This is a genomic window from Pseudomonas parasichuanensis, from assembly GCF_021601385.1.
Taxonomy (GTDB): Bacteria; Pseudomonadota; Gammaproteobacteria; order Pseudomonadales; family Pseudomonadaceae; genus Aquipseudomonas; species Aquipseudomonas parasichuanensis.
Genome location: NZ_BQHO01000003.1, coordinates 153,041 through 178,139 on the forward strand (window position 1 = coordinate 153,041; position 25,099 = coordinate 178,139).

24 protein-coding genes, 1 tRNA gene and 2 pseudogenes are annotated in these 25,099 nt (G+C 63.3%); 7 read left to right on the top strand and 20 right to left on the bottom strand.

Features of this window, described 5'->3' with window-relative positions:
• Window positions 1-25 precede the first annotated feature (25 nt).
• The 3 genes from L6D77_RS03645 to dapA are packed head-to-tail and all read right to left on the bottom strand — an operon-like array spanning window position 26 to window position 2,805.
• Window positions 26-784, bottom strand: coding sequence for an MBL fold metallo-hydrolase (locus L6D77_RS03645; protein ID WP_232880601.1), 759 nt, complete (start codon window positions 782-784; stop codon window positions 26-28).
• The gene (gene bamC / locus L6D77_RS03650; protein ID WP_232880599.1) at window positions 785-1,900 is read right to left on the bottom strand and encodes an outer membrane protein assembly factor BamC; all 1,116 of its coding nucleotides are present in this window, start codon (window positions 1,898-1,900) and stop codon (window positions 785-787) included.
• 17 nt (window positions 1,901-1,917) lie between these two features.
• Entirely contained in the window at window positions 1,918-2,805 is an 888-nt protein-coding gene (gene dapA / locus L6D77_RS03655; protein ID WP_236169969.1) for a 4-hydroxy-tetrahydrodipicolinate synthase, read from the bottom strand.
• Window positions 2,806-3,066: 261 nt separating this feature from the next.
• Here dapA and L6D77_RS03660 point away from each other — a divergent pair, with 261 nt between their 5' ends.
• Both L6D77_RS03660 and L6D77_RS03665 read left to right on the top strand, forming a co-directional pair.
• Window positions 3,067-3,627: a glycine cleavage system transcriptional repressor gene (locus L6D77_RS03660; RefSeq protein ID WP_110992325.1), complete on the top strand. Its 561-nt coding sequence runs from the start codon at window positions 3,067-3,069 to the stop codon at window positions 3,625-3,627.
• Window positions 3,628-3,637: 10 nt separating this feature from the next.
• Window positions 3,638-4,111 (top strand): peroxiredoxin, encoded by a 474-nt coding sequence (locus L6D77_RS03665; protein ID WP_232880595.1) that lies wholly within the window; start codon window positions 3,638-3,640, stop codon window positions 4,109-4,111.
• Between the two features lie 114 nt (window positions 4,112-4,225).
• Here the strand turns inward: L6D77_RS03665 and L6D77_RS03670 are convergent, their stop codons facing one another.
• Together L6D77_RS03670 and L6D77_RS03675 are read right to left on the bottom strand one after the other, a co-directional pair.
• The gene (locus L6D77_RS03670; RefSeq protein ID WP_232880593.1) at window positions 4,226-5,296 is read right to left on the bottom strand and encodes an AI-2E family transporter; all 1,071 of its coding nucleotides are present in this window, start codon (window positions 5,294-5,296) and stop codon (window positions 4,226-4,228) included.
• A 21-nt stretch (window positions 5,297-5,317) separates the two neighbouring features.
• Window positions 5,318-5,557 (bottom strand): sulfurtransferase TusA family protein, encoded by a 240-nt coding sequence (locus tag L6D77_RS03675; RefSeq protein WP_110992328.1) that lies wholly within the window; start codon window positions 5,555-5,557, stop codon window positions 5,318-5,320.
• Window positions 5,558-5,663: 106 nt separating this feature from the next.
• Here L6D77_RS03675 and L6D77_RS03680 point away from each other — a divergent pair, with 106 nt between their 5' ends.
• A complete protein-coding gene (locus L6D77_RS03680; RefSeq protein WP_232880592.1) occupies window positions 5,664-7,100 on the top strand; it encodes a M48 family metalloprotease in 1,437 nt (478 codons plus the stop codon).
• A gap of 160 nt (window positions 7,101-7,260) precedes the next feature.
• Here the strand turns inward: L6D77_RS03680 and nadA are convergent, their stop codons facing one another.
• Together nadA and L6D77_RS03690 are read right to left on the bottom strand one after the other, a co-directional pair.
• Complete coding sequence (nadA, locus tag L6D77_RS03685; RefSeq protein ID WP_125465132.1) at window positions 7,261-8,319, bottom strand: quinolinate synthase NadA; 1,059 nt, start codon at window positions 8,317-8,319, stop codon at window positions 7,261-7,263.
• Window positions 8,320-8,599: 280 nt separating this feature from the next.
• Window positions 8,600-10,114: a YdgA family protein gene (locus tag L6D77_RS03690; protein ID WP_232880590.1), complete on the bottom strand. Its 1,515-nt coding sequence runs from the start codon at window positions 10,112-10,114 to the stop codon at window positions 8,600-8,602.
• 524 nt (window positions 10,115-10,638) lie between these two features.
• Between L6D77_RS03690 and L6D77_RS03695 the strand changes: the two genes are divergently transcribed.
• The 4 genes and pseudogenes from L6D77_RS03695 to L6D77_RS03705 all read left to right on the top strand — a co-directional run bounded on the left by L6D77_RS03695 (window position 10,639) and on the right by L6D77_RS03705 (window position 16,121).
• Window positions 10,639-11,991 carry an APC family permease gene (locus tag L6D77_RS03695; protein ID WP_232880589.1) on the top strand — a complete coding sequence of 451 codons (1,353 nt, stop codon included), beginning with the start codon at window positions 10,639-10,641 and terminating at the stop codon, window positions 11,989-11,991.
• 278 nt (window positions 11,992-12,269) lie between these two features.
• A pseudogene (locus tag L6D77_RS27465) lies at window positions 12,270-13,319 on the top strand (methyl-accepting chemotaxis protein); the annotation flags it as partial.
• Window positions 13,320-13,655: 336 nt separating this feature from the next.
• Window positions 13,656-14,177: pseudogene (locus L6D77_RS27470) on the top strand (methyl-accepting chemotaxis protein); the annotation flags it as partial.
• 174 nt (window positions 14,178-14,351) lie between these two features.
• On the top strand, window positions 14,352-16,121 hold the full coding sequence (locus L6D77_RS03705; RefSeq protein ID WP_275094574.1) for a phosphoethanolamine transferase CptA: 1,770 nt from the start codon (window positions 14,352-14,354) through the stop codon (window positions 16,119-16,121).
• On the opposite strand, the gene L6D77_RS03710 is transcribed toward L6D77_RS03705, so the two are convergent.
• The 13 genes from L6D77_RS03710 to ruvA form a co-directional block, all read right to left on the bottom strand.
• Window positions 16,102-16,260 (bottom strand): hypothetical protein, encoded by a 159-nt coding sequence (locus tag L6D77_RS03710; protein ID WP_232880586.1) that lies wholly within the window; start codon window positions 16,258-16,260, stop codon window positions 16,102-16,104. The genes L6D77_RS03705 and L6D77_RS03710 overlap by 20 nt on opposite strands.
• Before the next feature lies 1 nt (window position 16,261).
• Window positions 16,262-16,337: transfer RNA gene (locus tag L6D77_RS03715), tRNA-Lys, on the bottom strand.
• Between the two features lie 60 nt (window positions 16,338-16,397).
• A complete protein-coding gene (queC, locus tag L6D77_RS03720) occupies window positions 16,398-17,072 on the bottom strand; it encodes a 7-cyano-7-deazaguanine synthase QueC (RefSeq protein WP_232880585.1) in 675 nt (224 codons plus the stop codon).
• 10 nt (window positions 17,073-17,082) lie between these two features.
• Window positions 17,083-17,730 (bottom strand): 7-carboxy-7-deazaguanine synthase QueE, encoded by a 648-nt coding sequence (queE, locus tag L6D77_RS03725; protein ID WP_232880578.1) that lies wholly within the window; start codon window positions 17,728-17,730, stop codon window positions 17,083-17,085.
• Between the two features lie 160 nt (window positions 17,731-17,890).
• The gene (gene ybgF, locus L6D77_RS03730; RefSeq protein ID WP_232880575.1) at window positions 17,891-18,703 is read right to left on the bottom strand and encodes a tol-pal system protein YbgF; all 813 of its coding nucleotides are present in this window, start codon (window positions 18,701-18,703) and stop codon (window positions 17,891-17,893) included.
• A 6-nt stretch (window positions 18,704-18,709) separates the two neighbouring features.
• Window positions 18,710-19,207, bottom strand: a complete 498-nt coding sequence (gene pal / locus L6D77_RS03735) for a peptidoglycan-associated lipoprotein Pal (RefSeq protein ID WP_008090230.1) — start codon at window positions 19,205-19,207, stop codon at window positions 18,710-18,712.
• Window positions 19,208-19,261: 54 nt separating this feature from the next.
• Window positions 19,262-20,512, bottom strand: coding sequence for a Tol-Pal system beta propeller repeat protein TolB (gene tolB / locus L6D77_RS03740; RefSeq protein WP_232881056.1), 1,251 nt, complete (start codon window positions 20,510-20,512; stop codon window positions 19,262-19,264).
• Window positions 20,513-20,559: 47 nt separating this feature from the next.
• Window positions 20,560-21,636, bottom strand: a complete 1,077-nt coding sequence (gene tolA / locus L6D77_RS03745; RefSeq protein ID WP_232880570.1) for a cell envelope integrity protein TolA — start codon at window positions 21,634-21,636, stop codon at window positions 20,560-20,562.
• A complete protein-coding gene (tolR, locus tag L6D77_RS03750) occupies window positions 21,636-22,088 on the bottom strand; it encodes a protein TolR (protein WP_110992339.1) in 453 nt (150 codons plus the stop codon). The genes tolA and tolR overlap by 1 nt, the downstream gene beginning before the upstream one ends.
• Before the next feature lie 14 nt (window positions 22,089-22,102).
• Complete coding sequence (gene tolQ, locus L6D77_RS03755) at window positions 22,103-22,798, bottom strand: protein TolQ (RefSeq protein WP_110992340.1); 696 nt, start codon at window positions 22,796-22,798, stop codon at window positions 22,103-22,105.
• A gap of 2 nt (window positions 22,799-22,800) precedes the next feature.
• Complete coding sequence (gene ybgC, locus L6D77_RS03760) at window positions 22,801-23,253, bottom strand: tol-pal system-associated acyl-CoA thioesterase (RefSeq protein ID WP_110992341.1); 453 nt, start codon at window positions 23,251-23,253, stop codon at window positions 22,801-22,803.
• Between the two features lie 125 nt (window positions 23,254-23,378).
• On the bottom strand, window positions 23,379-24,425 hold the full coding sequence (gene ruvB / locus L6D77_RS03765; RefSeq protein WP_232880567.1) for a Holliday junction branch migration DNA helicase RuvB: 1,047 nt from the start codon (window positions 24,423-24,425) through the stop codon (window positions 23,379-23,381).
• Window positions 24,422-25,039, bottom strand: coding sequence for a Holliday junction branch migration protein RuvA (gene ruvA, locus L6D77_RS03770; protein ID WP_232880565.1), 618 nt, complete (start codon window positions 25,037-25,039; stop codon window positions 24,422-24,424). The genes ruvB and ruvA overlap by 4 nt, the downstream gene beginning before the upstream one ends.
• Window positions 25,040-25,099 lie beyond the last annotated feature (60 nt).

A 25,099-nucleotide genomic window follows, 5' to 3' on the forward strand; every position in this document is an offset into this window, starting at 1 on the left:
GGCTCCGCTTGCTTGAGTAGGTGGGCTAGGCGATCAGGCGCCAGTCGAGCCCATGGTCTTGATTAGCCACCTGGAGCCAGTCCGGGTCGCACCCGAGGGCGTCGACGAAGCACTGGCGGGCCAGGTGTGGCTGGTTGTTCTTGCTGCTGAGGTGGGCCAGCACCAGGTGCTGAAGGTTCTGCCAGCCCAACTCGGCCACCAGGCTTGCGGCCTGGTGGTTGTTCAGATGTCCTTGGCTGCCGCCGACCCTACGCTTGAGGAACTGCGGGTAATGCCCGCGTGCCAGCAGGTCACGGCAGTGGTTGGCCTCGATCAGCAAGGCGTCGAGGGCCTGGTAACGCTGCAGCAGGTACATGTCGTAGCTGCCAAGGTCGGTCAGCATGCCAAAGCGTCGGCGACCATCGCTGATCACGTACTGCAAGGGCTCGTAGGCATCATGCTCGACCCGTGCGGCGCTGACCTGCAGATCGCCGACCTGCAGTGTATCGCCACAGCTGAGAAACCCCGCGACCTCCACCGGCTTGCGCAGGCCACGCAACGTGCCCTGGCTCATGTAGACCGGTACATTGTAGCGGCGCGCCAGCAAACCCACCCCATGCACATGGTCGGCATGTTCGTGGGTCACCAGCACCGCGCTCAGTTGCGTGGCCGACACCCCGAGCAGCGCCAGGCGCCGCTCGGTTTCCCGTAGCGAGAAGCCGCAATCGACCAGGATGAGCGTGTCACCACTGGCGATCAGCGTGCCGTTTCCCTGGCTACCGCTTCCAAGAACCGCGAAACGCACTTAGCCCAGACGGTCCTGGATTGCGCTCAGCACGCGGCGGGCCACATCGGCCGGGGCCACGGTGTTGATGTTCTTCTCGACGGTGACCTGGACACTTTCACCGACCTTGCTCAGGCGTACCTGGTAACGCTCGGCGCGGGCTTCACGCTCTTCCTTGCTCGGTTCGCTGCCGAACAGACGGCTGAAGAAGCCTGGCTCCTTCTGCTTGTCGTCCGGTTTTTCCGACAGGTTGATGTAGTACAGGCCCAGGCTGCGGTTGATGTCCTCGACACGCCATTCGCCCTGCTCCAGGGCACGGCCCACGCCGGACCAGGCACGGTCGAGGTCGGAGCCCAGGAACAGCACCGGGTTGCCGCTGCCGTCCTCGCTCAGGCTGACCTGGCTCGGCGCGTCGAAATCACGGGCGGCCAGCAGAGATACCGAACCGCCCTTCTCGGCGTTGCGGTTCATGCTGGCGAGCATTTCGTCGACCAGCAGCGCGTCGGCGCCGGTATTGCTCGAAGTGGACGGGAACTCGGGCTCGGCGGTGCTGCCGGCCGGGCGCTCGACGCTGACCACGTAAACTTCCGAGGTGTTGCGCTGCACGCCAGGCTCCATGCGCACACGCACACGGACTTCGCTGTCGGGGCTGCTGGAGGCGCTGGCCAGACGCTGGCCGAGCGACGCGGACAGCTCGTCGAAACGCTGCCAGCTGGTGCTGAATTCACCGGTCTGCGGGCGCTCATCGGCAATGCGGAAGCCGTTGTCCTCGAAGAACTGGTGGGTCACCGGCCAGACTTCGGCCGGCGAACGCTGGGCCAGCACCCAACGGCTGCTGCCGCTGCGCTGCAGGCTGAAATCGCTGATATCGGCGGTGGCCGACAGCGGTTGTGGGCGCGGCACTTCGAACTCGCCGGTGGCGCGATCGTCGGCAACGTTACGCGGGATCGGCAACAGCGGATCCATGCGCTTGACGTTGCTGGCGTCCGGCGGCAGCTGCATCGGCGCGGTAGGTTGCGCCTGCAGGTAATCGCTGCCGCGGTCGCGGAAATAGCCATCCTCGCCCCACAGCCAGCCACAACCGCTGGTGCTGGAGATGATCAGGGCAAGGGTGGAAAGACCAGCCAGTCGCTTCATGCGGTGTACTTCCTCGATTAAACCAGTACGCCGGACTGGCGCAAGGCAGTACGGACTTTTTCGTGACAGCTGTCGCTCAGCCAGGTCAGCGGCAGGCGGATGCCTTTGTGCATCAGGCCCATTTCAACGAGTGCCCACTTCACCGGGATCGGGTTGGCTTCGCAGAACAGGTCTTTGTGCAGCGGCATGAGTTTTTCGTTGATCGCGCGGGCCTTCTCGGCATTGCCCTCAAGGGCGGCCTCGCACAGGTCGGCCATTTCGCGCGGGGCGACGTTGGCGGTAACGGAGATGTTGCCCTTGCCACCCATCAGGATCAGCTCGACGGCAGTCGGATCGTCACCGGACAGGACGATGAAGTCCTTGCTGACGCCGTCGAGGATGGCCTTGGCACGTACCAGGTCGCCAGTGGCTTCCTTGATGCCGATGATGTTCGGCACGCTCGACAGGCGGATCACGGTCTCGGCCTGCATGTCGCAGGAGGTGCGGCCGGGTACGTTATAGAGGATCTGCGGAATGTCGACGGCTTCGGCGATGTGCTTGAAGTGCTGGTACAGGCCTTCCTGGGTCGGCTTGTTGTAGTACGGGACGACCAGCAGGCAGGCATCGGCGCCGGCGTTCTTGGCGTTTTGCGTGAGGTGCACGGCTTCGGCAGTGGAGTTGGCACCGGTGCCGGCGATGACCGGGATGCGCTTCTTGCTGTGCTTGACGCGCTCGACCACGTGCTTGATGACCAGGATGTGTTCTTCTACATCCAGGGTGGCCGACTCACCGGTGGTGCCGACAGCGACGATCGCGTGGGTGCCATTTTCCAGGTGGAAGTCTACAAGTTTGTCGAGGCTGTCCCAATCAAGACGCCCTTGTGCATCCATGGGTGTGACCAATGCCACCATACTGCCCGCAATCATGTAACTGCTCCTGCCGGAAAAAGAGAGCGGTAATGGTACTGGCGCCATCGGCCTTGCACAAGCGAAGCAGGCGGGCGGAGCATTCCCCTTCGCGCCGCTTTTCGCTACCCTTGATCCTTTGATCGGTACAGCGCGGCCCGCCGGGCCGTCGACAGTGCTCCCGGCCTGTGTTCATCGCCACCAAAGCGTGGCCGTGACCTCGCGCAAACAGCTGGCTTGCCGCCGTCCTGTACCGACCGCTCATCGCTTTAGGAATGCTGCATGTCCACCCCCACCGTTCGCGAACAATTCCTCGTCATCAGCGCCCTGGGCCCCAACCCGATGGAGCTGGCCAATGTTCTGAGCCGCGCAGCTTTCGAAAACCGCTGCGCGGTGGTTACTTCGCGCCTGAGCCGCCATGGCGAAACCAGCGCCCTGGTGTTGCAGGTCGGCGGTAGCTGGGACGCCCTGGCACGCCTCGAAACCACGCTGCCTGGCCTGGCCAAGAAGCACGGCCTGACCCTGGACGTGGTGCGCAGCGCCGAGCAGGAAGTGCGCCCACAGGCCCTGCCGTATGTGGCCTATGTCAGCGCTGCCTATCGCCCGGACATCATCAACGAGCTGTGCCAGTTCTTCCTCGACCACCGCGTCGAGCTGGACGCGATGACCTGCGACACCTACCTGGCCCCACAGACCGGCAGCAGCATGCTCAATGCCCAGTTCACCGTGATCCTGCCGGCCGGCACCCAGATCAGCTGGCTGCGCGATCAGTTCCTGGACTTTGCCGATGCCCTCAACCTGGACGCGCTGATCGAACCGTGGCGCCCACAGAACCCTGTCTAAGGAAGCCCTCATGGCCGTAGCACTCGACCAACCCGTTGCCGATTTCCAGGTCCAGGCCACCAGCGGCCAGACCGTCAGCCTCGCCCAGCTCAAGGGCCAGCAGGTGGTGCTGTACTTCTACCCCAAGGACAGCACCCCGGGCTGCACCACCGAAGGCCAGGGTTTCCGTGACCAGCATGGGGCGTTCCAGGCGGCCAACACCCTGGTGTTCGGCGTATCGCGCGACGGCATCAAGTCGCACGAGAACTTCAAGGCCAAGCAAGCCTTCCCCTTCGAGCTGATCAGCGACAAGGACGAGGCGCTGTGCCAGCTGTTCGACGTGATCAAGCTGAAGAAGCTGTATGGCAAGGAATACCTGGGCGTAGACCGCAGCACCTTCCTGATCGACAAGGACGGTGTGCTGCGCCAGGAATGGCGTGGGGTGAAGGTGCCGGGGCATGTGGATGCCGTGCTGGCGGCGGCCGAGGCCTTGAACAAGGCTTAAAGACGCATGGGGCTGCTGCGCAGCCCTTTCGCCGGCAAGCCGGCTCCCACAGGTAAAGCGATCCATGTGGGAGCCGGCTTGCCGGCGAAAGGGCCGCAAAGCGGCCCCGGCAATTCAGAGCATCGGCGCGACTGACGCTTCCTGCCGCGGCCACGCATCCAGCACCGCCTTGAACAGCGTCGCCAGCGGGATCGCGAAGAAGATCCCCCAGAAGCCCCACAACCCGCCAAACAACAGCACCGCGCAGATGATCGCCACCGGGTGCAGGCTCACCGCCTCGGAGAACAGCAGCGGCACCAGCACGTTGCCATCGAGCGCCTGGATGATCGCGTACACCGCCATCAGGTAGATGAACTGATCGCCCCAGCCCCACTGGAACAGCGCGATCAAGGTCACCGGCACGGTCACCACCACCGCCCCCACGTAAGGCACCACCACCGACAGCCCCACCAGCAGCGCCAGCAGTGCGGCGTAGTTGAGCCCCAGGCTGATGAAGGCGATATAGGTGGCGACACCGCAGATCAGAATCTCGATACCCTTGCCGCGAATGTAGTTGGCAATCTGCCGGTTCATCTCGTCGCCCACCCGGTTGAGCAGGGCGCGCTCACGTGGCAGGTAGCCGCTGACCCAACGGCCGATCAGCTCACGGTCCTTGAGGAAGAAGAACACCAGGATCGGCACCAGCACCAGGTAGATCATCGCGTTGACCAGCAGCGGCAGGCTCGACAACGAGAAGGTCAGCGCCCACTGGCCGAACTTGCCGATTTCGCCGCGCACCGACTCGATGGCGCGCAGCACCTGCTCGTCCGACACCAGGTGCGGGTAGCGCTCGGGCAGCAACAGCAACAACGACTGCCACTTGCCCAGCATGCCGGGCAGTTCGTTGAACAGGGTGATCAACTGATGCCAGAGCAGCGGCACCAGCACCAGCATGAAGGCCGCCAGGGCGCCCATGAACAGCGCGAATACCAGCCACACCGCCAAGCGGGTCGGCACCTTGAAGCGCTCCAGGGCGTTGACCAGCCCCTGCATCAGGAAGGCCAGGACCATGCCCGCCAGCACCGGCGCGAGCATCCCGCCCAGCGTCAGCACCACGGTAAAGGCCAGGAACAGCAGGACCGCCAGCACCACCGCCTCCTCGTCGGAGAAATAGCGCTGCATCCAGTCGCGTAGCACTTTGATCATTGCCGATCCTTGAAAGAAAACTCAGGCCTTGCGCAGCCAGTAGGTGTACACCCCGGCCTCGGCCGTTTCGTGCAGCAGCGTATGACCGGCCAGCCGGGCAAAAGTGCGGAAGTCGCGTTGCGAGCCTGCGTCGGTGGCGATCACCTTGAGCACCGCACCACTGGCCAGGCGGTTGAGTTCCATCTTCGCCTTGAGCAGCGGCAGCGGGCAGTTCAGCCCGCTGGCGTCGAGTTCGGCGTCGCAGGTCAGGGTGTCACTCATCGGGCGCGTCTCCACAGGCAGGGCAAAAAGGGCACTAGGATACCGCCACTGGTCGGCATCGTGCGACCCGGCTACAGTAAGGCTTTTGACCGACGCGAGCCTGTGCATGAATCTACTGCGCCCCACCCTGCTGACGCTGGCCTGCCTGATGGCCCTCCCCGGCCACGCCGACGACCTGCCGTCACTGGGCGATGCCAGCTCCGCGATCGTTTCGCCGCAACAGGAACACCAGCTCGGGCGCGCCTGGCTGAGCCTGCTGCGCGGCAACGTCAACCAGTTGAACGACCCGCAACTCAAGGATTTCGTCGAGACCAGCGTGTACAAGCTGGCCGAGACCAGCCAGGTACAGGACCGGCGCCTGGAGTTCATCCTGATCGACAGCAAGGAACTCAACGCCTTCGCCGCACCCGGCGGCATCGTCGGGGTCAACGGCGGGCTGTTCCTCAACGCCCAGACTGAGGGCGAATACGCCTCGGTACTGGCCCACGAACTGGCGCACTTGTCGCAGCGCCACTTCGCCCGTGGCGTCGAAGCCCAGCAGCGCATGCAGCTGCCGATGATGGCGGCGCTGCTGGCGGGCATCGTGCTCGCGGCGGGTGGCGGTGGCGACGCCGGCATCGGCGTGATTGCCGGCACCCAGGCGGCGGCCATCCAGGAGCAGCGGCGTTTCTCCCGGCAGAACGAGCAGGAGGCCGACCGCATCGGTATCCAGAACCTCGAAAAAGCCGGTTATGACCCGCGCAACATGCCCAACATGTTCGAGCGCCTGGCACGCCAATATCGCTACGACGCCAAACCGCCGGAATTCCTCCTGACCCACCCGGTCACCGAGTCCCGGGTGGCCGACACACGCAACCGCGCCGAGCAGGCGCCCCAGGGCGGTGTCGAGGACAGCCTGCGCTACCAGTTGATCCGCGCCCGCGTGCAGCTTACCTACGAAGGCACCCCGGGCCTGGCTGCCAAGCGCTTCCGCGCCCAGCTTGACGAGAACCCGCAAATGGACGCCGCGCGCTACGGCCTGGCGCTGGCGCAGATCAAGGGCGGCCAGCTCAACGAAGCACGGGAGAGCCTCAAGCCGCTGCTGGCCAAGGCGCCCAACGACATCACCTACAACCTGGCGCAAATCGACCTGGACATCACCAACAACCGCCTGGCCGACGCCCAGCAGCGCGCCCAGCGCCTGCAGGCGCTGTACCCTGGCAACTACCCGCTGAAACAGGTGCGCGCCGACCTGCTGATCAAGCAGGGCAAGCCGGCCGAGGCGGAGAAAGTGCTGGATGATCTGGTCAAGAGCCGCCCGGACGACCCGGACGTGTGGTACGACGTAGCCGAAGTGCGCGGCCTGTCCGGCAACACCATCGGCCTGCACCGCGCCCGCGCCGAGTACTTCACCCTGGTCGGCGATTTCGACCAGGCGATCCAGCAGCTCGACTATGCCAAACGCCGTTCGGGCAGCAACTTCCCGCTGGCCTCGCAGATCGACCAGCGCCAGCGCGAGATCATGGAGCAGCAGCGCATGGTCAAGGACATGATGGGGCGCTGAAGCACAGGCCAGGCATGATCACCGTGAAAGCGGCGGTTCGCCGCTGCGATTTACCCGCGAAGATGGCACTGCGGCGCCTGGCACGGGCTTCGCCCGTGTTCGCGGGCAAGCCCGCTCCCACAGGGGTCGCGTCAGCTCTTTAGAGGCTGCGCATGAGACATCAGGCGTTACCGGACAACTTCAAACGCGCCGCCTGGGTGAAATCGAGCATGCGGTTGAGCGGCTTGATCGCCTTGGGGATCAACGCCGGCTCGACGAAGATCTCGTTGCTGCCGGTGCGCAGGCAATCCAGCACCCGCTCCAGGGTGTTCATCGCCATCCACGGGCAGTGCGCGCAGCTGCGGCAGGCCGCGCCGTTACCGGCGGTGGGGGCTTCGACGAATTCCTTGTCCGGGCACAGCTGCTGCATCTTGTAGAAGATGCCGCGGTCGGTCGCCACGATGAAGGTCTTGTTCGGCAGGGTCTGCGCGGCCTTGATCAACTGGCTGGTGGAGCCCACCGCGTCGGCCAGCTCGATCACCGCTTCCGGTGATTCCGGGTGCACCAGGATCGCCGCGTCCGGGTACAGTGCCTTCATGTCGGCCAGTTGGCGCGACTTGAACTCTTCGTGAACGATGCAGGCACCGTCCCAGAGCAGCATGTCGGCGCCGGTCTGCTTCTGGATGTAGCGGCCCAGGTGCTGGTCCGGGCCCCAGATGATGGTCTCGCCGTTGTCCATCAGGCTTTCGACGATTTCCAAAGCGCAGCTGGAGGTCACCACCCAGTCGGCCCGCGCCTTCACTGCGGCAGACGTGTTGGCGTACACCACCACGGTGCGCTCGGGGTGCTGGTCGCAGAAGTCCGAGAACTCCTTGACCGGGCAGCCCAGGTCGAGCGAGCAGGTGGCTTCCAGGGTCGGCATCAGCACGCGCTTTTCCGGGGTGAGGATCTTCGCTGTCTCGCCCATGAAGCGCACCCCGGCCACGATCACCGTGTCGGCGGGGTGGTTCTTGCCGAAGCGGGCCATCTCCAGCGAGTCGGACACGCAGCCGCCGGTTTCCTCGGCCAGGGCCTGGATCACCGGGTCGCAATAGTAGTGGGCGACCAGCACGGCATTCTGTTTTTTCAGCTCGGCAGCGATGGCCGCACGGTATTCGGCCTCCTGCGCGGGGGTCAGCGGGTGGGGCTGCTTGGCGTCGAGGTGGGCCTGTACCAACAGGCGTTCGGAAATCTGGGTCATGATCGCTGGACCTGCGGGGCGCGTACGCGCGTCAGTCGAGTGTATCACCCGGCCCTGACAGATCGGCTAATGGTGCCGGACGGCCTGCATGGCGGGCCTTCGCGGCCCCTTCTGTGGGCGCGGACTATTATCGGAGGGCGAAGGCTACAGGCAATCGGAGCGATGCAAAAGGGGTTTTTGCGGGGATTGTCGGGGGGTAATTGCGTTACCCCCTTCGCGGGCAAGCCCGCTGCCACAAGGCCCGTGCAGACCGTGCGAAGGCAGGCTCGCCTGGCCGACCTCAGCCTTGTGGCTGCAGGGCCGCCAAGTGGGCGCTGATCAACATGGCGAACTCTTCGACGGTCATCTTCTTGCCGTTGAAGTCGACCATGCCATCGGCATACTGAAGGCTCGAAATCACGTCATTGCCCTGCACCGTGGCCATGCCGCTTTGCACCGCCATCATGCCGACCATTTCACCGGCCTGGTTGGACTGCTGGGCAATGGCCTGGGCGTCGGTCTCACCGCCCAGCAGCGCCTGCAGGGTGGCCAGGTCACCGACCATCGGCTTGGACACGCTCAGCTTGCTGTGCAGGCGGCTCACCAGTTGCTTGCCCAGTTGCTCAGGCGGCAGGTCGAAGGACGTCGGGTTGGCCAAGTCCATTGCCAGGCTGAAATGGCTCTCGCCGTTGGCGGTCTTGAACGACAGCTTGTCGATCGCCAGCTTCGGCTCTGCCGCCAGCAGCTTGCGCAAGTCCTGCTCGGCCTTGTCCTGCCCCTGGATGACGGCATCCACCGATGACAGGTCCTTGCCCTCGGCCGCCGCCTGCTGGATTACCGGCATGTTGCCCTGATACCACTGCATCAGCCCCTGCATGGCCTGGATGTCGACCGACTTCATGGTGAGGACCATCTCGGCGCTGCCCACCTTGCGCCCGGCATAGCTGATATCGGCCACCTTGTACTCCAGGCGCCCGGCCAGCTTGTCCTTGGCTTGGCCTTCGGCACTGTACAGGTTGTTCTGCTGCAGCCCCTTGAGCACCAGCACTTGCTGATCGGCACCGCTGGTGATCTGCGTGTCAGCCAGGGCCAGGTCGATGTTGCCGAGGTAGATCATGTCGTGGTCGGTCTGGGTAAGCTTGCCGCCAACCTTGAAGCCGTTGAGCAGGATCTTCACCGGCGTCTCTTGCGCATCGGCGAAATTAATCTCCAGACGATCAGCATTGGCGTGAATTTCGGTAGCCTCGCCCTCGCGGTCACCGCTCACCCGCAATTGCATGCCGGAGAAGTCCAGGACCTTTTCGCCATCCTGTTCGAGCTTGACCGGCGCCAGGCGGATATCGCTTTCGACCGTGCCGCCATAGCCCAGGCTGACCTGGCCGCTGACGGGTACCTTGTCCCCCGCCGCAGCGAACCACGGCGCGGTGAAATCGTCCTTTTCCAGGGCGCTGTTGCTGGTGGCCATCACCGGCATCAGCTTGAACGCCTTGACCCGCGACCAGGGGAACGGGCCGTGCTCGATCTGGTCGATCACACCGACATCGAAGTTCAGCTTCTCGACCTCGCCCAGTGGAACGTCCTTGGCCTTGAGGCGGTAGTGCGCCGTGCTGGTGAAGAAATGCTGCTCCAGCGAAGCCAGTTCGACGGTCATGCTGCCGCCACTGCCGACCAGGGCTCTCTTGAGCTCTTGGTTAGCCTGGGTGATGGAGCGCTCCAGCTCCGCCGGCAGCTGTTTGCCGGTGTACCAGGCGCCAGCGGTGGTTGCGACGGCGATGGCGACGGCCAGGCCGGAGAGGATGCCTACTGATTTCTTCATGAATAGAACCGATTGCTGTCCATAGGGGCTGCGCGTGGAGTACGCGAGGACGCGCAGAATAGCACTGTCAGGGTGACCGCATGGCACGGCAGTCGCACACGCACAAGCGAGGCACCGCACCACCGCCCGCCTTTTCGTAAATATTTATAGACACGGAAATCCATAAAAAACAGGTAAAGCGCCAATAAACGGCCGAAAAACCCTTTCAATGTAGATAAAAAACAACATGACCGGGCAGTCTGTCATGTTTAACTTGACACCCTAATGACCATCGTTTTTTATTTCACCCACCTTGCAAGCGCCCATTCCACGAAGAAGAACAATCGCGCCGCCATCATGCCCAAACGCCCCTGCCCGCACGCGCCACCTTCCTCGTCCTGGCGCTTGAAGCCCTGACACCCGCGCCCTCTCTGCGCACTTCGCAGCTCCAACATAAAAGGTGAACAACATGGAGCCCACCCGCTCGACCTTGCCGTGCCTGCCGCACGCCGTGCCCGCTGTCCAAAGCCAGGAGTGCCCCGCGCATGCAGCCTGACCACAGCGCCACCGGCAACGGCCAGTTCCGTAAATCCCTGCGCCTCTGGCATGTGGTGATCATCGGCTTGGCCTACCTCACCCCGATGACCGTGTTCGACACCTTCGGCATCGTCTCCGGCATCACCGCCGGGCACGTGCCCAGTGCCTACATCCTGGCGCTGGCGGGCATCCTGTTCACCGCAGTGAGCTACGGCACCCTGGTACGGCGTTTCCCGCAGTCGGGTTCGGCCTACACCTACACCCAACGCGCGATCAACCCGCACGTGGGCTTTCTGGTCGGCTGGTCGTCGCTGCTGGACTACCTGCTGCTGCCGATGGTGAATGCGCTGCTGGCCAAGCTTTACCTGTCGGCGATGTTCCCCGAGGTACCGGCATGGATGTGGGTGGCCGGCTTCGTCACCCTGATCAGCCTGATCAACATGCGCAGCATCAACCTGGTGGCGCATTTCAACCTGCTGTTCGTGCTCGTCCAGGTGGCGATCATGAGCGTGTTCGTCTACCTCTGCGTGCGTGGCCTGGATCAAGGAGAGGGCCTGGGCACCGCGTGGAGCCTGGTGCCGTTCGCCGACGAGCAGACCCAGTTCGCCGCCCTGGCCGCGGGTGCGACCATCCTGTGCTTCTCGTTCCTGGGCTTCGACGCGGTCACCTGCCTGTCGGAAGAAACCCGTAATCCAGGCAAGACCATCCCGCTGGCGATCTTCCTCACCGCGCTGATCGGCGGTGTGGTGTTCATCGGCGTGTCGTACTTCATCCAGGCCTACTTCCCGACCATGCAGCGCTTCCACGACCAGGAAGCGGCGCTGCCGGAAATCGCCTTGTACGTTGGCGGCAAGCTGTTCCAGTCGATATTCATCGCCTGCACCGTGATCAACACCATCGCTTCGGGCCTGGCGTCGCAGACCAGCGTGTCGCGCCTGCTGTACGTGATGGGCCGCGACAAGGTGATCCCGGCCAGCGTGTTCGCCCGCCTGCACTCGCGCTACAAGACCCCGGTGCTGAACATCGCGATTGTCGGCCTGGTGTCGCTGTCGGCGGTCTTCTTCGACCTGGTCACCGCCACGTCGATCATCAACTTTGGTGCGCTGGTGGCGTTCAGCTTCGTCAACCTGTCGGTGATCAACCACTGCTACCTGCGCGAGGGCAACCGCCAGGGGCTGGCCAACACGATGAAGTACCTGGTGCTGCCGACCATCGGCTTCTGCATCATCGTTTCGCTGTGGCTGGACCTAAATGAACACTCGCTGTTGTTCGGCGGGGTCTGGGCGGCACTTGGCGTGCTGTACCTGGGCTGGCTGACCAAGGCCTTCCGGGTTGCGCCCCCGAACTACATCGCTGAATGAACCACACCCGACGCCCGCCTGACCGCGGGCGTTCTGTTTTGATCGAGAAGGAAAAGCCCATGTCGCTGCGCCGCCTCTCCATCCAGTGGAAGATCACCCTGCTCGCCGGCCTGTGCCTGCTGGCCATCGTCGCCCTGCTGGTGGCCACTTCGCTCACCCAGGCCCGGCGCAACGCCGAGCAGGTGTTCCAGGCCAACACCGAGCTGCTCGACCACAGCGCTCGCCTGCGCCTGCAGGCCCACGGCGAAACCCAGGCGCTGCGCATCCAGCGCTACTTCATGGACGCCTACCAGTACGGCAACGGTTTCGCCCGCCTGGTGCAGGCACTCAAGGCCCGGGGCGGCGCCGACCTGCGCAACCAGCTCAACCACGAAGCCCGCGCGGCACTGGCCGGCAACCCCGACCTGATCGGCCTGTACCTGGTGTTCCAGCCCAACGCCCTGGACCAGCGCGATGCCCAGTTCGTCGGCCAGGCCGACGCCGGCAGCAACGACAGCGGGCGCTTCTCGCTGTACTGGTCGCAAAGCAGCCCCGGCGCGCTGGAAACCGAGGCCATGCCCGAAGCGATGCTCGCCGACGCCAGCATCGGCGCCAACGGCTCACCCTACAATCGCTGGCTGACCTGCCCGATGGAGACGGCCAAGGCCTGCGTGCTCGACCCGTACTTCGACGAGATCAACGGCCAGAAGGTGCTGATGACCAGTATCGCCCTGCCGCTGCTCGAAGGTGGCAAGGTGGTCGGCGTGATCGGCCTGGACATCGGCCTGGACAACCTGCAGCAGCTGGCCCTGGCCGGGCGCCAGGAACTGTTCGATGGCCAGGGCCAGGTGAGTATCGTCAGCCCGGTCGGGCTGCTGGCCGGCCATAGCCAGGACGCCCGGCAACTGAGCAAGACCGTGGAGCAGGCCTTCGGCAGCGCCGCCAGCGCCTTTGCCGGCCCCCTGCGCGCTGGCCAGCCGGTCGAACGCCTGGACGGCGGCATGATGCGCATCTCGCGCCCCTTCACCCCCATCCCTGGCGCCGCACCCTGGCAGGTACTGCTGGAGCTGCCGGAGAGCGTGCTGCAAGCGCCAGCGGTCGCCCTCAACCAGCGCCTGGACGATCACAACCAACGCGCCAACCTGACCAGCCTGCTGATCGGCCTGGGCGCTGCGGTGCTGGGCCTGCTGCTGGTGTGGCTGACCGCCCGCGGCGTGACTCGACCGATTCTGGCGGTAGCCGCGCGCCTGGAAGATATCGCCAGCGGTGAAGGCGACCTGACCCGGCGCCTGGACTACGCCCGCGACGACGAGCTGGGGCAGTTGACCGGCTGGTTCAACCGCTTCCTGGACAAGTTGCAGCCGGTGATTGCCCAGCTCAAGGGCTCGGTGCAGGAGGCCCGCGGCACCGCCGACCAATCCTCGCTGATCGCCAGCCAGACCAGCACCGGCATGCAGCAACAACACCGCGAAATCGAACAGGTGGCCACCGCCGCCAACGAGATGAGCGCCACCGCCCAGGACGTTGCCCATAACGCCGCACAAGCCGCCCAAGCCGCGCGCGGCGCCGACCAGGCCACCCGCGAGGGCCTGGCCCTGGTCGCGGCCACCCGCCAGGCCATCGACCAGCTGGCCAGCGGCATGGATGCAGCCATGGCGCAGGCGCGCTCGCTGGAAAGCCGTGGCGAGCAGATTGGCTCGGTGCTGGAGGTGATCCGCGCCATTGCCGAGCAGACCAACCTGCTGGCACTCAATGCCGCCATCGAGGCCGCCCGCGCCGGCGAGGCCGGGCGCGGCTTCGCAGTGGTCGCCGACGAAGTGCGCAGCCTGGCCCAGCGCACCCAGGTGTCGGTGGAGGAAATCCGCCAGGTGATCGAAGGCCTGCAGCAGGGCACTCAGGACGTGGTCGGCGCCATGCACGGCGGCCAGCGCCAGGCCCGCGAAAGCGCCGCGCAAATGGAACAGACCCTGCCCGCCCTGCAACGCATCGATCAAGCCGTGACGGTGATCACCGACATGAACCTGCAGATCGCCTCCGCCGCCGAGCAGCAGAGCGCGGTGGCCGAAGAGGTGAATCGCAATGTCGCGGGGATTCGCGATGTGACCGAGTCGCTGTCCGGGCAGGCCGATGAGTCGGCGCGGATCAGCCAGGCACTGAACCGGCTGGCCAACCAGCAGCAGGCCTTGATGGAGCAGTTCCGCGTGTAGGAACGGCAGTTCACTCGGCATTTTCAGGGCCGTATGGCGGCCCTGACAACTGTCACCAGATGTTTCGCAAGCCTTTCATCTTCTATTGACGATCTTTTCACTTCGCCTGCTCTAGCGTCGCCTCCTTTAAGCAGCCGCCAGCCTGATGGCGGCTACCTGGCTCCTGAGGCGCACGTGACCACCCCATCCCCTACCGCAAAAAAAACCATGGACTGGGCAGGCCTCGGCTGGCTCCTGCTGTTTTTCTGGTACTTCTCCGGCGTCACACAGGCGCTGTTGTTGTTCAGCGGCACCACCGGTTTCGCCGGGTTTCGCGACGCCTTCATCCTCAGCAGCCTCTGGCTGGCGCCAGTACTGTTGCTGCCACGCCTGACTCGGCCACTGGCGGCTGCCATCGGCCTGGTGCTGTGGGCCAGCTCGCTGGTGGGCCTGAGCTATTTCGGCATCTACCGCCAGGAGTTCTCGCAGAGCGTGATCTTCGTGATGTTCGAGTCGAACACCGCCGAGGCCAGCGAGTACTTCAGCCAGTACTTTAGTGTTTCGCTGTGCCTGGCGCTGCTGCTGTACACGGCGGTCGCGGTACTGCTGTGGACCCGCATCCGCCCGGTAACCCTGCCTCTGCGCAGCCGGATCCCCGTGGTGGTCTTGCTGCTGGTGTCGCTGCTGGTCTTGCCGTTCTACAAGCAGCTTGTCACCCAGCAACGCACCTTTGCCGAAGCCCGGGAGAAGGTCGAACAGCGCATGGAGCCGGCGGTACCCTGGCAGTTGGTGGTGGGCTACCGGCAATACCGCCAGCAACTGGACAACATGCAGGAACTGCTGCAACAGAACGCCGCCTTGCCGCCGCTGCAGAACCTTGCGGACAGCAACGGCGACACGCCGCGCACCCTGGTGCTGATCCTGGGTGAGTCCACCACCCGCGAACACATGCACCTGTATGGCTACAACCGCGACACCACGCCGAACCTGGACGCCCTGGCCGCCAGTGACAAGGGCCTGACGGTGTTCCGCAACGTGGTCTCGCCACGCCCCTACACCATCGAAGTGATGCAGCAGATCCTCACTTTCGGTGACGAAGAACACCCGGACCGCTTCCTGACCGATCCGTCGCTGATCAACCTGATGAAACAGGCGGGCTACAAGACCTACTGGATCACCAACCAGCAGACCATGACCAAGCGCAACACCATGCTCACCACCTTCTCCCAGCAGACGGACGAGCAGGTCTACCTGAACAACCAGCGCAACCAGAACGCCAGCCAGTACGACGACGTGGTACTCGCGCCCTTCGAAAAAGCGCTGCAGGACCCGGCGCAGAAGAAGTTCATCATCGTCCACCTGCTCGGCACCCACATGGATTACCGCTTCCGCTATCCAGCAGGCTACGAGCACTTCAAGGACAATGCCGGCGCACCCACAGCGCTGTCGCCGGACAAGCTGCAAACCTACAACTTCTATGACAACGCGGTGCGCTACAACGACTACGTGGTGTCGAGCCTGATCAAACAGTATTCGGCGACCGCACCGAACGGCTTCTTGCTGTACCTCTCCGACCATGGCGAGGATGTCTACAGCTCCGGCCAGCACGATCGCCTGGGGCGCAACGAAGGCGATCCGACCCGGCCGATGTACACCATCCCGTTCCTGCTCTGGACCTCGCCAAGCTGGCAGGCCAGCCACCCACGGGACCTGCAGGCAATGGCCTCGCGCCCTTACAGCAGCTCGCACCTGATCCACACCCTGTCCGACCTGGCCGGGCTGAGCTATGACCGCTTCGAGCCCGCCAAAAGCCTGGTAAGCACGCAGTTCAGCCCCCGCCCGCGCTGGATCGGCAACCCCTATGCCAAGAACGGCCTGCGTGAGTTCGACCAGCTGCCCGACGGCAAGGCGCAGAACGAGCAGCGCACCGCCGCCAGCGATGAGGTCAAGCCTGGCAAAGGCTGATGGCGACAACGCCCATAAAAAAGCCGATACCTGATTGCTCAGGTATCGGCTTTTTGCTTTTGGGGGAGATTGAGAAAGGTATGCCCCCGGCAACGAAAACGAAAAAGCCCGCCATGAAGGCGGGCTTTTCGTACTGCATATGGTGGGTCGTGTAGGATTCGAACCTACGACCAATTGGTTAAAAGCCAACTGCTCTACCAACTGAGCTAACGACCCGTTGGATGGCGCGTATATTACTGATTTCTCAGGAGAAATCAACACCCTATACGCATATTTTTAAAAATAACGGGTCGGGTCCGCTACACCGGCAGCACTGAAGCCATCGGCACGCAGGCGGCAGCTGTCGCACTTGCCGCAGGCGCGCCCTTCATCATCGGCCTGGTAACAGGACACGGTCAGGCTGTAGTCCACGCCACGGGCGATACCAGCCTGAACAATCTGCGCCTTGCTCAGGTTCTGCAGTGGCGCCTGGATGCGAAAGCCCTGCCCTTCGACCCCGGCTTTGGTGGCCAGGTTGGCCATGCGCTCGAAAGCCTCGACGAACTCGGGACGGCAATCCGGGTAACCGGAGTAATCGACCGCATTGACACCAATGAAGATGTCGCGCGCCTCCAGCACTTCAGCCCAGCCGAGTGCCAGCGAGAGGAACACGGTGTTGCGTGCCGGCACGTAGGTGACCGGGATGCCCTCGCTTGGCGCCTCGGGCACATCGATGCTGCTGTCGGTCAGGGCCGAGCCGCCGATGCCGTTCAGGTTCAGTCCAATCACCTTGTGCTCCACCACGCCCAGGTCTCGGGCGACCCGCGCCGCAGCGTCGAGCTCGGCGCGATGGCGCTGGCCATAGTCGAAACTCATGGTGTAGCAGGCGTAGCCTTCAGCCTTGGCCATGGCCACTACAGTGGCCGAATCGAGGCCACCGGACAGCAGGATTACCGCGCGTTTATCAGTCATGTCGTTGTACTCAGCGTCCAGGTTCGTCGTTCCACAGCAGCTTGTGCAACTGCAGCTGGAAACGCACGGGCAGGTTGTCGGCGACGATCCAGTCAGCCAGGTCGGAGGCACTCACCTGGTGGTGGCTGGGCGAGAACAGCACCTCGCCAGCACGCTCGGCCAGGTTGTACTGGATCAGTTTGGAGACCGCCCAGTCGTAATCTTCGCGCGAGCAAATAACGAACTTGACCTGATCGTTGCGGGTCAGCAGCTCGATGTTCTCGTAGCGGTTACGGTGCGACTCTTCGGAGCCAGGCGTCTTGAGGTCGACCACGCGGCTGACCCGGGTATCGACACCGCTGATGTCGAGGGCGCCGCTGGTTTCCAGCGATACCTCGTAACCGGCATCGCACAGGCTGCGCAGCAGCGGCAGCGCATTCGGCTGAGCCAAAGGCTCGCCGCCGGTGACGCACACGTAGCGCGGCTTGAAGCCGGCCACCTGCTCGAGGATCGAATCGAGGCTACGGATGGTGCCACCGGTGAAGGCATAGGCACTGTCGCAGTACTGGCAGCGCAGGGGGCAACCGGTCAGGCGCACGAATACCGTGGGCAGCCCAGCCGTTCGCGTTTCACCCTGCAACGAGTAAAAGACTTCGGTGATGCGTAATGTGTCTTGCATGATCGCCACGGGCGTGACAGCTGAACAGGCTGTCCGCCTCCGTCAGGCACTGTCGCGGACTCGACATGGCGTTATCCGCAGCAGCGTGTTTACGAAAAAAGGGCAGTGATTCTAACGAAAAAACCCGCGACAGGCGCGGGTTTCTTCATGAAGCATTGGCTCAGAGCTTTTGCAGGTCACGCTCGGCCAGTTTGGCGGCGGTGGTTTTCGGGTAGTCAGTGACTACTTTCTGCAGGATGCCCTTGACCTTGTCGGTGTGGCCCAGGCGGCGTTCGACGTCGGCCAGCTTGTACAGTGAATCCGGCACCTTGCTGTGCTCTGGATACAGCTGGCTGACCTTGGCAAAGGCCTGGCTGGCACCCTGCAAGTCGCCTTTGGCGAGGTTCACCTCACCCAACCAGTATTGCGCGTTACCGGCGTACTGGCTGTTGGGGTATTTGCGCAGGAAGGCGTTGAAGGCCTGGCTGGCCTTGTCGAAGTCCTTCTGCTTGATCAGGTCGAAAGCGGCATCGTAATAGAGCTTTTCTTTCGCCGGATCACCCGGCTCGCTGCTGTTGGCGGCCGGTGGCTGCGCGGCGCTGGCGCCGGCGGCGGCACCCGTGGCTGCGTTGTTCGCACCACCGGTGGAGGAATTATCGGGAGTCGCGGCAGGTGCCGTTCCGCTGCCAATGCGGCGGTCCAGGTCCTGATAGCGCTCGAGGTTTTCCTGCTTCATGCGCGACACATCGTTCTGCAGCTCTTCGATGATGCCTTGCTGGCGGGAAAGCTGGTCCTGCATCTGCTGCAGCTGCATGAACAGCTGGCCGTTTGCAGAAGCAGGGGCCGAAGCCCCTGCTCCGGCATAGGCGCCGCTCGTGCCATAACCCGCAGGTGGCAAACCACCTGCGTTGTCATCTACTACGGGAACCGCAGCCCACGCCGAAAGGGGCAGGCTGAGTGCGAGGACGGTTACTACACGGCGGCACATACGCATAGGAACTTACTTACGCAGTTCTACGCGACGGTTCTGAGCCCAGGACTGCTCGTCGTTGCCGGTGGCAACTGGACGCTCTTCGCCGTAGGAGACCAGTTCCAGCTGAGCAGGGGAAACGCCCTGCAGAACCAGGTAGCGCTGAACGGCCTTGGCACGACGCTCACCCAGAGCCATGTTGTACTCGCGGGTGCCGCGCTCGTCGGTGTTGCCTTCCAGGACAACGCGGTTGCCGTTGGACTTCAGGTCCTTGGCGTGAACGTCCAGAGCGCGCATGGCTTCTGGCTTCAGGTCCGAGCTGTCGTATTCGAAGTAGAAGGTGGTGATTGCGCGCAGGGCGGCTTCTTCGCTCAGGGAGCCGTCAACAGCGCCAGTGTTGGCACCGTAGCCAGCGTTCGGATCAACAGCGCCTTCACCAGCGTTGTCACCGCCTTTCGAGGAGCAACCTACAGCTACGGCCATGGCCAGAGCCAGCGCAGCGAATTTACCAAACTTCAGCATTTCCATCTTGAAACTCCTAATGAAACCCCAATGTGTTAAGCAAAACGTGTTACGCCGCAATCAGTTCAGGTAAGGGGACCAGGACGGTTCTCTGACTTCGCCTTGAGCGGTAGGAAGTGGGAGCCTCACGCGGCCGTTAAGCGACACGAGCATCAAGACTCCCCGGCCCTGCTGGCGGGTGGCGTAGATTAGCATGGTGCCGTTTGGCGCAACAGTGGGAGACTCATCAAGACTGGTCTCGGTGAGAATCTTTACACTTCCGCGCTGCAGATCCTGGGCAGCCACTTTGAAGTTGGTGAAACCCTGTTGGCGATGGATCATCACCAGGGTCTTTTCATCCGCCGACAGTTTCGGGTTGGCGTTGTAGTTACCCACGAAAGTTACTCGCTCGGCACCACCGCCACCGACCGACTGTTTGTAGATCTGCGGCTTGCCGCCACGGTCGGAGGTGAAGTACAGGGTGTTGCCATCCTTGCCCCAGAACGGCTCGGTATTGATACCGGGGCCGGCGGTGACACGGCTGATCTGACGCGAGGCGACGTTCATCACATAGATGTCCGGGTTGCCGTCCTTGGACAGCACGAACGCCAGGCGAGTACCGTCAGGCGACCAGGCAGGCGCGCCGTTCAGGCCTTCGAAGTTGGTGATCTGCTCGCGACGGCCAGTGTCGATGTGCTGGATGAAGATGCGCGGGCGCTTCTGCTCGAACGACACATAGGCGATGCGCTTGCCATCGGGTGCGAAACGTGGCGACAGGATCGGCTCACGCGACTGCAGCAGGGTCACTGCCCGAGCGCCGTCGTAGTCCGAACGCTGCAGGGTGTAACGGGTGTTGTTGGTCGAGAAACGCTCGGCGGTCACGTACAGCATGCGGGTGGAGAACGCACCCTTGATGCCGGTGAGCTTCTCGAACGACTGGTCGGCAATATAGTGGGACATGTCACGCAGCTGATCCACGCCGCCCGCGACGCTACCGGTCAGCACTTGCTGCTCGGTGGCGACGTTGAACAAGGCGTAGCTGACCTGCAGGCGGCCACCGGCCGGCACGATGCTGCCGACCATGACGTACTGCGCACCCAGCGCTTTCCAGTCGCGGAAGATGACTTCGCTGGCCTGGGTAGGCTGGCTGATCATGTTCTGCTTGGGAATGGGCGAGTAGTAGCCGGAGTTGCGCAGGTCATTGCCGATGATGTCGGCCATGTCTTCGGGCAGCACACTGCCGCCCTGCACGCCGAAGGGCACTACCGCGATTGGGGTTGCCCGGTCGCTACCGCTGGTGACCAGGATGTTCTTTTCCTCTGCCATGGCCATGCCTGCCACGCAGCAGAGCAAGACCAGGAGTCCTCTCAGACGTTTAATCACAACGCTAGATCCTCAGGTGTAAATGTCATCTTGAATGAACGATACGGATTGAATTCGTTCGGCTTCAAGCCCTGCATCTCGGTCAACCGGCCAATGTTCTTCACCGCGGCCACGGCCGAGCTGTCGAACGGACCGTCGCCGCTGGATTTGGCCACGTTCACGTTAGTGATGGTGCCGTCCGGCAACATGTTGATCTGCAGAACTACCGTCATGCCCTTGCGCGCAGAAGGCGGACGCGCCCAGCCTTCGGCTGCTCGCATACGAATCAGGTCGTCGAAATCACCGGCCACCTGATCACCCTGCTCATCGGCCAGTGCCTGCTGGCGCTCAGTGGTATCGGACAACAGCTCGGCCAGTGCCTGAGCCTTTTTGTCCTCCGCCGACTTGCGAGCCGCTTCCTGTGCCTTTTTCTTCTGGGCGTCTGCAGCGGCCTTTTTCTTGGCCTCTTCAGCTGCCTTCTTCTTCGCTTCCTCGGCCGCCGCTTTTTTCTTGGCGTCCTCGGCTGCTTTTTTCTTGGCGTCTTCGGCGGCTTTCTTCTTCGCCTCTTCCGCAGCCTGTTTCTTGGCCTCTTCTTCGGCCTGCTTTTTCGCTTCTTCCTCAGCCTTCTTCTTGGCGATGTCAGCCTGCTGCTTTTCAGCCGCCTTCTTCGCTTCTTCGGCCTTCTTGGCTTCTGCGGCTTTCTTCTGCTCGGTCGCCTTGGCGGCCTCTTCGGCCTTCTTGGCCTCGGCAGCTTCGCGGGCTTCCTCAGCTTTTTGAGCTGCGTCGGCTTTCTTTTGTTCCGCAGCCTTCACGGCTTCCTGCTCGACCTTCTTCTGCTCCAGCTGCTCGACTTCGGTCTGGCGAGACGCGGTCTTCTTCGCTTCCCCGGCAATCTTCTGATTGGTCTGGGTAGTCGCCTGGCTCTTGGACTTGAGCTGGTAGAGCGTGGCCTGGACGATCGGCTTGGAGGGCGGCAGCTCAGGCGTCATGGCAAAGCTGACGAACAACATGCCGAACACCAGCACATGCAGGCCGATGGCCCAGACACTGGGCCAGAAGTAGCTTTCCGAGGCGGATGGCTCTCGCTGCTGCATCAGGGCGCCTCGGTAATCAGGCCAACGTTACCGACACCGGCCTTCTGCAACCCGCCCATGGCACCCATGACCGCGCCGTAGTCGACGGACTTGTCACCACGAATGAAGACCTGGGTCTGCTTGCCCTGGTCGCGACCGGCGGCGATGATCTTGGTCACCGCACTGGTCATTTCCGGCAAGGTCATGGCCTTGTCCATCTGCTTGTCGGTGTCGACTTCGCTTCCGAGGTTCCAGAAGTAAGTCTTGTCGGCCTTGATCGAGATGGTCAGGATCTGCACGTTGTTGTCCTGCGGCAGCGCTTCGCTGGACACCTTGGGCAGGTCTACTTTCACGCCCTGGTTGAGCATGGGGGCGGTCACCATGAAGATGACCAGCAGCACCAGCATCACGTCGATGTAGGGCACCACGTTCATCTCGGCGACCGGCTTGCGTTTGTGGCGAACTCGGGCCATGGGTTTCTACCTGATCACTCTTCGCTGGTGTGTACTTTGCGGTGCAGGATCGCCTGGAACTCGTCGGCGAAGGTGTAGTAACGACCGATCAGTACTTCACTGCGCGCGGCAAAGCGGTTGTAGGCGATGACCGCCGGGATCGCGGCGAACAGGCCGATCGCGGTGGCAATCAGGGCCTCGGCGATGCCGGGGGCCACGGTGGCGAGGGTCGCCTGCTGGGCGCTGGCCAGGCCGCGGAAGGAGTTCATGATGCCCCAGACGGTACCGAACAGGCCGATGTACGGGCTGGTGGAACCGACGGTGGCCAGGAACGGCAGGCTCTGCTCGAGCTTTTCTTCCTCACGGGAGATGGCAACGCGCATGGCCCGACCAACACCTTCCATCACCGCGTCCGGGTCGACACCCGGTTGCTGGCGCAGGCGGGAGAACTCCTTGAAGCCGGCGCGGAACACCTGCTCGACACCCGAATCCGGGTCCGGGTTGCTGCCGGCCTGGCGGTACAGCTTGGACAGGTCGATACCCGACCAGAAGCGCTCCTCGAAGGCATCCAGGGCACGACGACCGGCACGCAGCATGGTGCTGCGCTGGAAGATCATGATCCAGGACATGACCGAGGCGGCCACCAGGGTGAGCATCACCAGCTGAACCACGACGCTGGCATTGGCGACCAGGCTCCACATGGAGGTATGGTCGACGACGTTTGCTTCCACGCTTATTCTCCTGCGTTGGATTGAGTACCCGTGCCGTCCGCCAGGAACGCGTCGCGCAGTTCTGGGGGAATGGCCCGGGGCTTGAAAGTGTCGGCACGCACCGCGGCCACAAGGAACTGCCCTTCACAGAGCAGCACTTCATCCTTTATTCGCCATACCTGCTGCACGAAGCGCAGGCTGGCGCGATTCAATTCAAGCACTTGCGCGGTGACCCGCAATTCGTCGTCCAGCCGCGCCGGCGCGTGGTAGCGCGCTTCGCTGGAGTGCACGACGAACAGAAGATTGTCACCCGCCAGTTGCGCCTGGGAAAAGCCCAGGTGGCGCAGGCGCTCGGTACGCGCTCGCTCCATGAACTTGAGGTAGTTGACGTAGTACACCACCCCACCCGCGTCGGTATCCTCGTAATAGACGCGACAGCGGTGTGCGAACGGTTCCAGCCCATTTTGCGCGCGCATACTCTAGTGCTTACTCCTGAACTTGCCAATCCGCCCAGGCAACTGTTTTTGCCGGGTTAATGTCGTATTGCCAGCGTTTGGTGGGCATGCCTGCGGTAGGACCACGAAATCGCCGGTTCGATCTGTCATTCGTCGTCCTGCGCGGAATATTCCCCACCTTCGCAGAAGCGCCCGGGAATGTTCAGGCCGAAATGCAGGTAGGCGTGGCGGGTGACCACCCGGCCTCGCGGGGTACGCATGATGTAGCCTTGCTGGATGAGGTAAGGTTCCAGCACGTCCTCGATGGTGTGCCGCTCTTCGCTGATCGCTGCGGCCAGGTTGTCCACGCCCACCGGGCCACCGTCGAATTTTTCGATCATGGTCAGCAGCAGGCGCCGGTCGGAATGGTCGAAACCACGCTCGTCGACGTCCAGCAGGTTGAGTGCCATGTCCGCCACGGCCTTGGTGATTTCGCCCTTGCCACGCACCTCGGCGTAGTCACGCACTCGGCGCAGCAGGCGGTTGGCGATACGTGGAGTTCCGCGCGCACGGCGGGCAATCTCGAAGGCGCCGCTGTCTTCGATCGTCAAGCCGAGAATGCCGGCCGAACGGCTGACGATGGTCGCCAGGTCGCGATCGCTGTAGAACTCCAGGCGCTGGACGATGCCGAAGCGATCACGCAGAGGGTTGGTGAGCATGCCCGCGCGGGTGGTGGCACCGACCAGGGTGAACGGCGGCAGATCGAGCTTGATCGAGCGCGCGGCCGGCCCCTCACCGATCATGATGTCCAGCTGGAAGTCTTCCATGGCCGGATACAGCACTTCCTCGACCACCGGCGACAAGCGGTGAATTTCGTCGATGAACAGCACATCGTGCGGTTCCAGGTTGGTGAGCATCGCCGCCAGATCACCCGGGCGCTCGAGGATCGGCCCCGAGGTGCTCTTGACCGATACGCCCATTTCATGGGCGATGATGTTGGCCAGCGTGGTCTTGCCCAGGCCGGGCGGGCCGAAGATCAGGGTGTGGTCGAGAGACTCGCTGCGACCGCGCGCTGCCTGGATGAACAACGCCATCTGCTCACGCACCACCGGCTGGCCGATGTATTCCTCCAGCCGCAGCGGACGGATTGCGCGATCCTGGACCTCTTCGCGGTCGCGTCCGGAGGCGGCAATCAGGCGGTCGGTCTCGATCACTTGGTAATCATCCCTTTAAGGCTGCGACGGATCAGTTCTTCACTGCTGAGGCTGGCCTTGCCTTCGATGGCAGAAATCGCCTTGCTGGCTTCCTGCGGCTTGTAGCCCAGCGATACCAGCGCGCTCACCGCGTCGGCCTCGGCCGTATTGACGCTGGCCACCGGTAGCGGGCCGTCGGACACCAGGGCGAACATCGCCGGCGAGGTTTCCCAGGCCTTGAAGCGGTCCTTGAGTTCGACCAGCAGGCGTTCGGCGGTCTTTTTGCCAACTCCCGGCACGCGTACCAGCACGGCAGCATCCTGGGCCTGCACACAACGCACCAGGTCGTCGACTTCAAGCCCGGACATCAGCGCCAGCGCAAGCTTGGGGCCAACGCCATTGAGCCGGATCAGCTCACGGAACAGTTCACGCTCGCGTTTTTCAGCAAAGCCATAGAGCAGATGGGCATCTTCACGCACCACCTGGTGGGTATGCAGGGTGACGACCTCCCCCACCTTGGGCAGGCGATAGAGCGTGGTCATCGGCACTTCGAGCTCATAGCCCAGGCCATTGACATCGACAATCAGGTGCGGCGGCTGTTTTTCCGCCAGGGTGCCGCGCAAACGTCCAATCACGTTCCGATCCTTTCTCTGGGGCGCCGGTCAGAAACCGCACAACCCTATCAGCTAATGCGT